Annotated in this window: 9 protein-coding genes; all 9 read right to left on the bottom strand. The window is 31.5% G+C overall.

Features of this window, described 5'->3' with window-relative positions; genetic code table 11:
- Positions 1-222: 222 nt before the first annotated feature.
- The gene (locus U472_RS14940; RefSeq protein ID WP_068719535.1) at positions 223-1,878 is read right to left on the bottom strand and encodes a S8 family peptidase; all 1,656 of its coding nucleotides are present in this window, start codon (positions 1,876-1,878) and stop codon (positions 223-225) included.
- A gap of 193 nt (positions 1,879-2,071) precedes the next feature.
- Positions 2,072-2,716 carry a YjbH domain-containing protein gene (locus tag U472_RS14945; protein ID WP_068719536.1) on the bottom strand — a complete coding sequence of 215 codons (645 nt, stop codon included), beginning with the start codon at positions 2,714-2,716 and terminating at the stop codon, positions 2,072-2,074.
- Between the two features lie 2 nt (positions 2,717-2,718).
- Positions 2,719-3,759, bottom strand: a complete 1,041-nt coding sequence (gene lpxD / locus U472_RS14950) for a UDP-3-O-(3-hydroxymyristoyl)glucosamine N-acyltransferase (protein WP_068719537.1) — start codon at positions 3,757-3,759, stop codon at positions 2,719-2,721.
- Positions 3,760-3,959: 200 nt separating this feature from the next.
- On the bottom strand, positions 3,960-4,403 hold the full coding sequence (locus tag U472_RS14955) for an OmpH/Skp family outer membrane protein (protein ID WP_068719538.1): 444 nt from the start codon (positions 4,401-4,403) through the stop codon (positions 3,960-3,962).
- 5 nt (positions 4,404-4,408) lie between these two features.
- Positions 4,409-5,545, bottom strand: coding sequence for a coiled-coil domain-containing protein (locus U472_RS14960; RefSeq protein ID WP_141678007.1), 1,137 nt, complete (start codon positions 5,543-5,545; stop codon positions 4,409-4,411).
- A 109-nt stretch (positions 5,546-5,654) separates the two neighbouring features.
- Positions 5,655-6,125 (bottom strand): OmpH/Skp family outer membrane protein, encoded by a 471-nt coding sequence (locus U472_RS14965; protein WP_068719540.1) that lies wholly within the window; start codon positions 6,123-6,125, stop codon positions 5,655-5,657.
- An 18-nt stretch (positions 6,126-6,143) separates the two neighbouring features.
- The gene (locus tag U472_RS14970; protein ID WP_068719541.1) at positions 6,144-7,859 is read right to left on the bottom strand and encodes a BamA/OMP85 family outer membrane protein; all 1,716 of its coding nucleotides are present in this window, start codon (positions 7,857-7,859) and stop codon (positions 6,144-6,146) included.
- 119 nt (positions 7,860-7,978) lie between these two features.
- The gene (locus U472_RS14975; protein ID WP_068719542.1) at positions 7,979-12,247 is read right to left on the bottom strand and encodes a translocation/assembly module TamB domain-containing protein; all 4,269 of its coding nucleotides are present in this window, start codon (positions 12,245-12,247) and stop codon (positions 7,979-7,981) included.
- A gap of 150 nt (positions 12,248-12,397) precedes the next feature.
- On the bottom strand, positions 12,398-14,179 hold the full coding sequence (locus tag U472_RS14980) for a SpoIVB peptidase S55 domain-containing protein (protein WP_068719543.1): 1,782 nt from the start codon (positions 14,177-14,179) through the stop codon (positions 12,398-12,400).
- Between the last annotated feature and the right edge of the window lie 17 nt (positions 14,180-14,196).

The following is a 14,196-nucleotide window of genomic DNA, read 5'->3' on the forward strand; positions in this document are numbered from 1 at the left end:
TTAAATTATTAACTTTATTAAAGAAAAAATAATAAAAACTTATTATATATATTAGATATGACTTCGACTTTTACCTGCTCTTTCTAGCAGGTAAAAATCGACAGATACTAATTTATTTAAGGTAACCTATTAAAGCTAATATCCTTTCATGAAAAATAAGGCTACTCTTTCTAGAAGACAATAGAAAGAAATAACCCTATTCCAATCAATTTTAAATCCAACCTAATTTATAATCTCTAATTCTTGAAAATTCTCTTTAGTAATTAAGGTCAATTTTAAATCAGTATTATTTCCTAAACTTACTGGGCTTGAGGTTCTAGCAAAATAATCTCCTTTATCTACTCTATTATATCCCGTTTCTCCTTCTTGATCTAAATCTATCCAACAGTATATATAGTAGTTTCCTTCATCGGGATTCTTCAATTCATAAGTACCATTAGCCCTTACATTTATTATGTCACTCTTTAATTTAATTCCATAATCAGTCTCTTCACCAGCAAATATTTTAGCTTTAGTAATCCTCGCATCAGCTACAGCAGCATGAGCATTGATTAAGCCATATCCAAACTGATCATCTCTACCTTTATCTCCTAAATCCTGGGCTGTTAACCTCAACTCTTCTTTTAATTGCTCTGGAGTTAAATTATTACCTGCTGCTCTAGCCCTAGCCAAAATTAAAGCAGCAACACCTGTTACATGAGGAGTAGCCATAGAAGTACCATCTGAATATTCATAACCACGAGGATCTGTCATTTGATAACTATAGCCTGTTAAACCAGAAGGGACAGTAGAATATATATATTCACCAGGTGCTACAAAATCAAGAACTGTACCATAATTAGAGAAATAAGACCGATTATAATTATAATTTATAGAACCTACAGAAATTGTATTTTTATATGCTGCAGGATAACGCAAACTATTCTTTCCATCATTACCTGAAGCAGCAATTATAGTTACACCCGCATCATAAGCATAGTCTACTGCTCTTTGTAACATCGGGTCATTGCTAAAAGAACCTACACTCAAATTAATTATATCAGCCCCATGATTTACTGCCCAAACAATCCCTGCTGAAATTGTTTGATTATTACCTATACCTGAAGAATCCAATACCCTAATAGGCATTAAACTTATATTCCAATTAACCCCTGCTATCCCTACTCCATTATTAGTTGTAGCCCCAATAATTCCAGCCACATGGGTTCCATGCCCATTTCTATCATCAGCACCTGGAAAATAATCTTCGTCATCACCAACAACGTCAGTACCTTCAACAAGTTGCCCCGTTAAATCTGGATGATCCAAGTCAATACCTGTATCAATTACAGCTACCGTTACTTCTACACTACCAGTACTTAACTCCCAAGCTTCTGGAAGGCTAATTGCTAAATAGTTCAATTGTTTAGTACTATAATAAGAGTCATTGACTTCTACTGCCATGATACGAACGATCTTATTCAACTCTGCATAATTAACCTCTTCTTCATTACTAAGTTCTTTTATTAAAGTCTTAATATCCCTCTTACCTATCCCTGTTAAGGTCTTAACCCCCAATTCCTTTACACTCTTTTTTATACTCAATTTATACTTCTTTAATATTCTCTTAATATCTGCTGATTCTTTAAAAGAGACTATAATCTCATCTTCAACATAATCCTTAGTTTGATTACTTTTCTTTAGACTTTTAATATTAGTTTTAACCTTTTCAATAGAGGATTGATTAACTAAAGGCTCTACTGGAGTATTAGCTAAAGTAATATGCCCTCTAATATAGCCATAATGATCCAAACCTGTAGAGTCACTACATCCAGTAATAATCAAGGCTAAAGAAAATACAAGTAAAAAGGCTGTCCATCTATAATAGGTTCTCATCATTATCTTCTCTCCTATCCTCAGCAGTAAATTTCATAAGTTATTTGTGAAATCTCAATATCCTGAATCTCAAAAATTATGTCTACTTATACTCAAAGACAATTATCTAATATATTATTCCTGATAGGTACCCCTATTACCTTTTAGCAAATTAGGGAAAAAAAAACCCTCAACTAAAAGTTGAAGGCTTGAAGAACTAAAATTTATTTTTAAAGTTGATTCCAAAGGTAAATTCATCAAAATCCAATACCCCTAAATCAGCAGAAATACCTGAACCAAAGTCCAAATTAGCACCTAAATTGATACCATCATTATATTCAACAGCTACTGTAGTTGTAGGCATATTAAAAGAACCATCTCCACTAGAAATAGTAACTGGATTTAAGACCTTATTTATTCCTAAAAAGACCCTATCTCCAATCATATTCATAGCTTTATCTGCTACCCCTAAATGAGCTCTAATTCCATAGAAATTAGTTGACTTACTAGCAACTAAGTAAAGATTACGGTCAACTATTCCTAAGGACATCTCTGGCATATAGTTAGCATCCTCTTTTAGAACATTCACCTTAACTAACAGATAATTTTCCCCATCATCATCAAGACCATTAGGCCACTGAGCTACTCCTCCAACCTCTAAGCCTTCTTTTAATCCATAACTACCTAAAATCAAATCACCATCTCCTATATGTTGATAAGTTAGATTTAATTCAGTAGGATTAAGCATATCAGCTGTTGGAACAGTAACTAGTCCATTAACACCAAAAGTACCAGCATTAGCTACAGGCGCCATCATCAAAGAAATCAGTACTAGTAAAGTTAATAATTTTATTCTCTTCAATCCTATCTCTCCTTTTCTAATTTTTCTTCTAAACTCTTGATATTTTCTTCTAGCTGTCTGACCTTTTTAAGTAAATCAGGCAACTTCTTACGGGCCACCTTAATTCTTCTTTCTAATCGATGGTCATGGGCTGGATAGCCTGAAATAACAGAGTTTGGCGGAACATCATTGGTAATAACACTATTAGAAATTAATGTAGTATTATCCCCTACAGTTAAATGACCTACTACACCGCTCTTACCTGCCAAAGTTACTCTATCTCCAATCTTAGCACTTCCTGCGATACCAACTTGAGCCACTATCAAACAGTCAGAACCAATCTCTACATTATGAGCTATATGAACTAAATTGTCTATCTTAGTCCCTCTTCCTACAATTGTAGATGATGTTGCTGCTCTATCTATAGTAACATTAGATCCAATCTCTACATCATCTTTTATAACTACATTACCAAATTGGGGAATCTTAACATAACCACTCTCTCCAGGCTCAAATCCATACCCCTCAGAACCGATTACAGTATTAGGATGAATTTCGACCCTTCTTCCAATTTGAGAATCATACTCTATTACTACGTTAGGATGTATAATACTATTCTCACCAATGCTAACATTATGGCCTATGTATACACCATGAGCTAAAATTACATTATCGCCAATTTCTGCTCCAGCTTCAACTGTAACCCCTGCATGAATAGAGACATTTTCTCCAATTTCAGCATTTTCATCTATATAGGCATTCTTATTGATTCCCGGACGATAATAGGGCTTAAAAGCAAATAACTTAGCAACTTTTGCAAAAGCTAATCTGGGATTATCAACAATCACTAAAGAATTAGGGCTATCTTCAGTAGCCAAAGTATCTACTATAAGAACTGCTCCCGCCTTCTGTTGAGCTAATTTAAGGAACTCTTCATTCAAAGCAAAGGTTATATCACCAGAACTAGCATTTTCTGCTCCTCCAACTCCTTTTATCTCTATATCTTCATCTCCGATAATTTTTCCTCCAACCAAGTTAGCAATCTCTCTTAAAGTCCTCTTCATCTTCTGCCTCCTCCTAAGCAAAGCATCTGTAAAAGTTATCTTCTCCATAATTATATATAATTTTATATTTACTGTAGCTAAATTTGTACCTTTAATTATATAATATTTTTAATTTATTATAAATGGATTTTTAATATACTACAAAATATTTATTTAAAAATAATATCAGCCCTACGAAAGGAAGGACTGATATTATAGTTTTATTCTAAATTTTTAATTACCTCATCAGTAAGATCAATTCCACCATATTTAACATCTTGTTTATTCAATACAATATCTACTTTCTGCTCTTTGATGATTTCTTCTATTACACCTTTAACCTCATTTTGAAACTTCTCTTTTAATTCATCTCTTAAATTATTAATCTCTTGATAAGTTTCTTGATATTTATTCACCTGCTCCTCTTGGCTTAAGCCTTCTATCTCTTTTTGATATCTCTGTTGAACCTCTTCAATCTTAGCATTTAACTCTTGTTGATATTGCTTAGCCTTTGTACTTTCAGTCCAAACTCTATCTTGATCAATAACTCCAACTTTTAACTCTACTAATTCCTTTTCTATCTTTACCTCAGGTCGTTGAGCACAAGCTGTTATTAAAAGTATAACTATCAATAGAAGGCTAGAAGCTAGAATTAACTTCTTCAATCATTTCACCTCCCCAATTTTATCTCTTCTAATACTTTATCTGTTATTTCAATTCCATCTACATTCTGTAGAGAATCTGCTATAACTAGTTTAATCTTACTACTCTTAGCAACTTCTTGAATAATTTCATCAATATCTTTAGAACGCCTTTCCATTAACTCTCTTCTTCTTTCCTCTAAACTATTTATCTCATCTTTTAAATCATTAATCTTATTCTGTACTTTAGAGATTAATCTATTCTCAGCTGAAACTAGATTTTCTCCCATATCTTCTCTTAATACCTCTTCTCTTTCCTTCAAATCCTTCTCCAAATTATTTTCCATATTACTTAAATAATCAGCCAGCTCTGCTCTTATCTCTTCCTCTTTTTTATTATAAGCTTTTTCAGCCTCTTCTTGCAATTTATTTTGATACTCTTTAATCTTCTTGGCAAACTCTAACTCTTTTTCCTCAATAACCTTCTTTAATCTTTCATTATAATAATTCTCTTTCTCTGTTAGTTTATCGTTCTTTTCTGCCATTAACTCTTCTAATTCTACTGAATATTTATTGTGCTCTGCTTTAGATAAGCTATTAAACTTTAGCTTTAATCTTAAATTAATTATTCTGTCATTGTATTCTTGATTTAAAGCTTCTTTATGCTTATCTAATTCTTTCTGATAACTATTATTTAAAGCCGAAATCTCATCTTGTAATTTCTTCTCTAAAGATTCCTTTTTAGCCATTAATTTATTAGAGATATCATCATTAAGTTGCTGATGATATCTCTTCAATTTATTATTTAATTCTTCCCTTTTATCAGCTATTGCTTTCATTGAATTATCTTTAATTAATTCTAACCTTTTGTTTAATTGAGAGTTAAAACTCCCCAAGTACTCTTCTGTATCTACTTTTAACTTCTGTAAATTTTCATTTTCATTATTTAAAATCACTTTATAGTTAGCAATTTGTTTTGTAAATTGATTAATCTGCTCAGTCAATGGATGTCCTTTAGTTAACATATCCATATTAACCAACCCTATATCAGATTGAGCTGAGTCTTTAGGTCTCTCGCCCTTTACAATCTGACCAGCTAAAATAGCTGAGAATACTACAATTATCAAAAAAGTTATTCCAACATTTTTCATGTTATGCCGAGACACCTAAAACACCTACTTTCTAAATATTTTGATAAATAATACACTAACTACTAATTAATATTAATTAGTAGACAAGAAACTATAATTTAATTATAGTTTCTTGTCTACTTTGTTATTCTTCTGTATTATTCTCTTCATCATTCTCAGTAGTTGTTAATCTTGATAAAACCTCATCAGTTAAGTCATACCCACCATAAATAACTACTGGTTTATCAACAACTACAGTAATACCCTTCTCTTTTGCTATCTCTATAACCTTACTATTGATATCTTCCATTACTTTAGCTACTAATTCTCTTTCTAAAGTATTGAGTTGTTGCTGATATTTCTGTAATAACTCTTGTCTCTCTTCTTTAGTCATATTTTTAGCTTCTTCTTCTAATTGCTTCTGTAATCTCTTTGCCTCTTGATTTAACTTCTCTTCTGAAGCAACTTTATCTGGATGGTTAGCAAAAATTTTTTGCATATCTACATAACCAATCTCTGTAATCTTATCGTTCTGAGCACCTACTGGATTATTAATCATAATTAGAGCACCCAATACTGCAAATATTAACAGACCAAAAACCAAATTCTTCTTCATAATAAATATATCTCCCTTCTAGAATATACTACCTATTCTAAAGCTAAAACTACTCTTATTACCGTCATCCCCTTCTGGAGCATAACCATAATCTAAGCCTAACTGACCAATTGGAGTATTAAATCTAATTCCAAGTCCAGTAGAATATTTTATATCATTTAGGCTAAATTGATTATCTTCAAAGGTTCTTCCAGCATCAGCAAAGATGACTCCTGTTATACTCTCTACAATACCAATTCGATATTCCAAATTAGTTAAGAATAGAGAGTCACCTTCAAACCCTTCTTGATCTTTATAATAATCATAGTCATAACCTCTTACACCATCCAATAAAGTCTCTCTTAAATAAAAGTCTCTGGTTTCAGGCAAATCACCATTACTTCCTCCTAATTTTAGACGGAATGCCCAATTATTATCCTCTCCAGAAGGAATATACTTACGAATATCAGTATAATATTTAGTGAAATCGGCATCTCCTCCTAAAATACCTCCAGCTCTCTCAATAGACACCTCTTGGCGACCTCCATCTTTAGGAGCTAAGAAGTTATCTCTAGTATCACGAATTGTCTTAAAGGTTAAACTTCGAGTATTTTCATCTACATCTTTATATTTCTGTGTATTTGTATCTGCACCTTCAATTTTTTCTTTATATTCACTATCTTGATAATTATACTTCAAGTAGGCTTTAGTATCTTCAGCAATCGGTCTTCCTAGTGTGATACTACCACCCTTTTCTTTAACATCATTATCATTTTTATCTTCTCGGACAGTATTATATAAGTTAAAGTTAAGGCTGTTTTTTGTTCCAAATACCCAAGGTTGATAAAATCCAACTTCATAGGTATTCTTCTTACCACCAAACTCCCAATTCAACTTAACACTCTGTCCACGACCAAATAAATTATCCTGCTCTAGATCAATCAAACCTGTTAATCCTGATGCAGAACTATATCCACCACCGATACTAAAGGTACCAGTCTTTCCCTCTTTAAGATTAATTACTAAATCAACAGCTTGTCGATCACCATCAACTGCTTTATAATCAGGCTTTACCTCTTCAAAGAAACCTAAGTTGTAAATTTTTCTTAAATCCTTCCAGACCTGATCAATATTAAAGACTTGTCCTTCTTCAATAGAAAGTTCTCTTCTAATAACATAATCTTTAGTTTTACCATCAGTATTAATGATTATATTATTAAGTCTACCCTCATTTATAGTTATATGCAATTGATCCTTTTCTTTAATTGTTAAATCTACAACTTTGGCTAAGATATATCCCTTTTCTCGGTAATATTTCTCAATCTCTTGCTTAGCCTTTTCTAATTCATTTAAATTCAATAATTGACCTGTTCTAATTCCAATAATCCCCCTTAACTCTTCAGTAGAGACCTCATGATTTCCACTGATATTTATTTGAGATAATTTAGGATTCTCAATCACTTCAAAAATCAACATTACTCCATCTTCATGATTTTTAAAAGAAACTTGTATATCAAAGAAATATCCCAAATCGAAAACTGACTTCATATCTTCTTGTAATTTCTGATTTGATATCTCATCGCCAACCTTTGTATTAATCTTATCTAAAATCTCTTCATCTTTAATCTCTTTATTACCCACTATTTTAATAGCAGTAATAATATTTTTATTATTTGTAGTTTCAGCCATTAATAAACCACTATTACATATTACTAAGATGAAAGATAAGACTATTATTCCTATTCTTTTACACATAAGAAACTCCCCCTTGCTTTAATTTTATCACAAATAATTAACTAATCACAAATTAGCAAATTTCATAACGATTAAGAATTATAATAAAATAATATCTTTGCTAAAACTCGCTAAAATATCTAAAAATTAATACTTGCTTCTACCCCTAATTGATACTCTTCTTCACTATCATACTGACCATTAATCAGCAAGTTATCAAATCCAGCACCAAAATGATACTCAAAACCATAAGTGTGTTCTTCTTCCATACCAAAGACATGATCATATTTTAACATCAAATTGTCTGTAACAAATTTAGCTAATTCTATTCTAACATCCCCACTTAAAATTGATTTAATTCTAAATTGATCCAAATCTAAGGATTTCTCAAAAGATTTTTCTAATTTAGAAATCAATTCTATTTGTAAATTCTCATCAATAAGTCTCCATACTTCAGTTTTTAATGCCCCCTCATAGTCTTTCTCTAAGAAACTTCCAATTCCTCCTTGGCTAGTCAATAAGAGAATAATTTCTTCTTTTGTTAATTCTGGTTTAGAGTAAATATTAGGCTCCATCTGAGTTGCCATCCCATTTAAATCTAGATAAATTTTAACATCGTTAAATCCAGTTCTAGCTTTTATCTCTGGGGTAGCCTTTACCTCTGTAATAGCCCTTACTTGTAGATTAGGAATCAAGTCATATTTGTTAAAGGTAGCAGCACCTTTCTCTAATTCAAACTCTGTATTATAATAACTTATTTGACCATTAGTAGATTCTAACCTACCAATTAACTCTAAGCCTTGCTCTCCATTTTTTAGATTTAAGTTTCCAGATTGAATTAAAATATCTATATTATTATTACCTACTCTTACATTCTTACCTGGAGTAAGACTCAAATCAAAGCTTGGTTGAACTAATGGACCTTGATTACTCTTTTCAGCTGTTGGCCAATCCAAGCCTAAATCAATGTGACTATCATGAACTAGTAATGATCCTTTAATTAAAGGCTTAGCAAAAGGACCCGTAATTGATATATCTCCATTACCCTTAGCTTGTACAAATCCATGTTCAAAGGCTATATTCTTTCCAGAAAACTTGATATTATAATTTAATGGCTTAATACCATCTAAAGCTACATCACCTTTAATATTAAAACTACCTTCACCATAACGGCCTTTAACATCTTTAATAATAATCTCTTCTCCTGTTAAATTAAGTTTTCCTGATAAATTACTTATATCTCTATCTAATACTTCTGGATAAGAGATATTCCCAGACATAACTTCTGCTTCTCCTGTCAATTTAGGTGATTTCCAATTACCTGATAAGTGTATATCAGCCCTTCCCTTTCCAGTGGCTGATTTAATATCAGATACTATTAAAGGTAATAGGCTTAAATTTCCTTCTTCTAGCTCTAAATCAAGGTGAAATTCTTCAGATGAATTCAACGGAATATTACCTTCAGCCCTTACTACATTATTCCCTTTAATCTGTAGAGTCTGATTTAGACTAACCTTATATCCATTTATCAAGTTAATTTGACCAACCAGTTGTTCATAACCAAACTGATTCACCTTACCATCGGTTACCTTTATATTAGAATTGAAATTCAATCTATCTAAAGTTCCAGTGAGTTGACCTGTCAGGTTAATCTTCCCTCCTAACTGATAAGGAATTAACTCCAAATTATTAATCGGAGTGAAATCAAACTCTTTAGCCAATAATTTAATATTAATATCATCATTAACTACATAGTTTCCTTTAATATCTAGATATCCAATATTATTCTCATCAGATAGTAGTAAATCTAAATTGACTACTGGCTCCTTCATAGGACCAGATGCTCTAACTTGACCTACAAATTTATAGGGTAAATCTAAATCATAGGGTATAAATTGATTTAAATAATTAATATCTCCCTGTTCAACACTGAGTAACAGACTTTTTATTCTCTTCTCTTCTATATCCAAACTTCCACTCATCTTATATACATTCTCTAAGCTTTCTAATAATAAATTTGTTAGATATAGATGCTGATCTTTGTAGCTAAGCTTTGCTGAAATATCACCTAAATCAGCACCATTAACTTTAATACTATCACTTTTAACTTTAGCTACTACTTTTAAATTAGGAACCTTTCCATATACCCTACCTTCCACTTCACTATCTCCTATTACACCAATCTCCTTTAAATTATAATGATCTATATCCTCTAAGTTAAGTTTATCACTGTTAAAATTAATTTCCAAATAATTATCTGCATAATTTCCATTGGTCACTAAAATAGTATTGTTATATTTAGTCTCTAAGTTATCAATAATAAACTCACCATCTCTATAAGCATACTCTAAATTAGCAGTATCAAAGTTTTGTCCATAGATCCTGCCATCACTTAACAACAACTCTCCTTTTAAAGATAACTTAGGATAAAGGGATTCGATTATAGTTCTACCTTTAGCAGTACCTGCAAAAGATAAATCAACACCTAAAATATCTAATACCTTCTCTACCCCAATCTCTTTTGTATCTAAGATAATGTTAGATTTATTGCTTGCAAAATCTATACTTCCTGATATCTCACTTGCTAAAGAAACCAGTCGAACATCTTCTAAACTCAATTTATTATTATTAAAACCAACATTACCAAAGGTACCACCTATATCAAAGTTACCATAGGTCAATTTATTAATCATAAATTTACCTTTAAAATCAGGCTTTGAAATAGTTCCCCTTACCTCTCCACTTAAATCAACAATACCATCTAATTCTTCTATCTGATGAATTGTATTTAATTTCTTCAAATTTATATTGTTTCCTCTTAAAGATAAATTCAACTTCCCACCTAAAGTAACCAACCCTTCCAAATTAACTTTAGTATCATTTGAGATTAACTCTGTATGATTTAGGAACAATTTACCATCAGTCAACCAGAAGTTACTCTCTAAGCTATTTAAGACATAATCTTTAACAGAACCATCTGTTAAAGTAACATTCCCCAAAATATTTAATTGATTCTTATCAAAACCTACACCTGAGACCATAGCCTCTCCATTAATCAGTCCTATCCCATCCAACTGATAATCAAACAGTTCCTCTAAATCAGCCAAATCTATATTATTGATGTTAGTAGACAAAATATAGTTTAGCCCTTCATCCATGGCTATGGTTCCTCTACCACTAACACTTCCTTTACCATATTTAAAATTCAATTGTTCTAGGTTAACTACCTTATCCTTGTAATAAAATTTACTAGTAAATTCAGTCAAAGTAGCCCCCTTTATTGACCCTTTATCCATAATAACTTTAGCAGTTACACTAGGGTTTATTAGTTCTCCTTTGACAATACCAGAAACTTTAGCATTACCCTTTACTTGTAAATCATCATAGGATAATAATTCTGTTAACTCTTCTAATGGAATATCAGCTAAATTATACTCTAAATTCAGTTGAGAATCTCTCCAATTAAAGACTTCACCACTCACTTCAATTGGAAATTTTTTATAATTAGCAACTAATTTATTAACTTTTACTCCATATCTATTGATTCCAAAATAACCTTCTACCCCTGTTACATCAATATCATCTTTAGAGATAAATCCATCATTTAAATATAAAGTAATAGAATAATTAGGTATCTTACCTAATACCCCTTTAATATCCGCTTTACCTGTTATATCACCCTTAAAACTGATATTCTCTAATTGTGAAATATCAAATTTATCTTTTATTCTAGATAGTTTTATTCCATCAAAAACAAGCTCTCCTTCATAACTCTTATCTTTTATTCTTCCTCTTAATTCCAAGATTTTTTCTGACAAGGAACTTAATCTAGCTTCTAGATCAAACTTAATCTCTTTGGCCAAATCAACTCGTCCAGAAATATCAGTTAATTTATCCTTAAATTCAGGAGTATTATATTCAAGCTTACCTTCTTCAATATAAATTGAGGATTTCATTTCTAAACTAGTACTAACCTCTGTTTTATCTGAAGGAGTAAATTTATTAGTTAAAGAACTAAAGTTCCACTCTCCCTCTTTTGAAATCATAATATCAGGGCGAATAACCCTAACTTCTGTAATACTCTTAAGAGGATTAAATGATTTAAAGATAAGGTCTTTAATACTATAACTGACCTCTATCCCTTCAACCTCTAATAAATTATTAGAATGGTCATCCTTAATAATAATTCCTTCAATCAGGATTTTATTTATCCCTTTAATTTTAACATCTTCAATTTTAATATCCATTTGTAATTTCTTATCTAAAAGATTTATAACTTCATATTTCACCTTATCAAATAACAGATTACGGTTTGTATATAACAGATATAATGAAGTTGACAACATAAAGAAGAATATTGCCAACACTATAACCTTTACCCTGTTAGACTGTACAACTTTAAAATTCATTATCTTTTTCCTCCAGTCTAATCCAAACTAATTTAATAATATTACATTTTAATAACTCTTGCAATAGATTCTACCAGTTATTTATTGATATAACTAAAACATCTTACCATAAAAAAAAAACTCCTCTAATCGAGGAGCTTTTTATAGTAATTATTTAATTTCTTCTTTAGTTATAATCTCTATCTCTTCCATTAATGTTCCTTCTAAAACATAACTAGTATCAACAACTTCTTCTGCAAGTTCTAACTTCTCTTCTTTAATTTCTTCATCTTTAGCTTTATCTTCAGAATTCTCTATATTGCTTGGCGGCGTATATGAAGGCCTTAATTCAATTACAAGTTGATTATTCTTATTCTGCTGCTGATAAACCTCTATTAGCTCATCTAAACTCTTAATATTGTTAGCTTTTGAACTCTTTTCCTCTTCTTGTGGTGTAAAGCGATTCAAGTTAGCTTCCTGACCACTAAAAACATGTACCTCTAATTTTCCATCTTCAATATCTTGTGGTATCTCTATTTTAACCTTCTTAGTTATTAAATCTTCACGGTAAGGTCTTAATGTTATCTCAGCTTCTACCTCTTCTCCAGGTGCTACCTGCTCTTTATCTAATTTAATCTCTTCTATCAAAGCAACCTTAGCCCTTTTTTCAATATCAATATTAAATTTAATATTAGCTAGGTTTACCTTTGTAAAAGGATTATGAAGAATTAGACTTAAGCTTTGTAGAAAATCACTTAAAGATGTAGCAGCAATATCATTAGGACTATAGTATAAGTTCTCTAAGCTGATAATATTATTAGGTAATTTATTGCCCAAAATCTCTATACTTACTTTAGCTGTTCCTTCACCTGTTCGGTCGATGGTACTATCAATTACTTGCAATACTGCAGAAGAAGCCAACCCTTCTATTAAATCTTCACTCTGTACTATCTGTAAATTATATACCTCTTTTTTATTTAAATCATGATCAAAAACATTAACTTCTAAAGGGACTACATTAGGAAATTCATTTACCTTCCCTGCTATTCCAGCAGTTCTATCTTGAGTAATAATTCCCTTAAGTTTCCCTGGTGAACCAAGCTTAAACGGCATCTTAATACTGGTCACCATCTGATGAATATAGGCTGAAGATAATAGATAATTCACACTTCCCTTAGACAAAAAAGGATGTCCAAAGGCTAAAATCTTATCTCCATCACGATAAGTTACTGTTCCAATGGCCGATACATTGATATCTCCTCTGACTAATTGTACAGCCACAGCACTTCCTGGTTCTAAATTAGTATCTTCTTCTAAAGAGGATACTCCTCCTCCATTAATTGGGACTAACTCATATCCTTCTAGACTTTCAGCCAATCTATCTTTAGCTCTACCCTTTATTCCGCTCACCATTAATGGAGTAGAAACAGGAGTAGCCACCATAGCCTCCCTATCATCCACTTCTTGAGAATCTTCAGCAAAATATATTCTCTTATACTCTCTATCGCCTATTTTAATTGGTTCTTTTAAATCTATAACATCTTTAATCTCTCTTTTTTTATCCAATTCAAAGATATCTAACATGCTTTCTATTGGAGTTACCATACCAATCTTATGGTCAGCTAATTGCCACCCATAGCCTACTGCTCCAATTAATCTTCCACCAATATAGACTGGACTCCCGCTCATTCCTGAAGCAATTCCACCAGTTCTATCTATTACCTCTCCACTTGTCTTAACCAAAATTAAATCTTGACCAGGTTGATCTGTTAATACACTAACAACCTCTACATCAAACTCTTCAATCTTGTTACCTCTTAATACTGTTTTTCCTGTACCCTTCATCCCAGGTCTAACCTCTGATAACGACATGATCTCTGTTTTAGCTATAGCTATATTTGACAGAGTAATACATAGTAGCAATATAGCAATTATCTTTAAGGTTATTCGCAATAAAATCCCATCCCTTC

It is taken from the genome of Orenia metallireducens, assembly GCF_001693735.1.
GTDB lineage: Bacteria > Bacillota > Halanaerobiia > Halobacteroidales > Halobacteroidaceae > Orenia > Orenia metallireducens.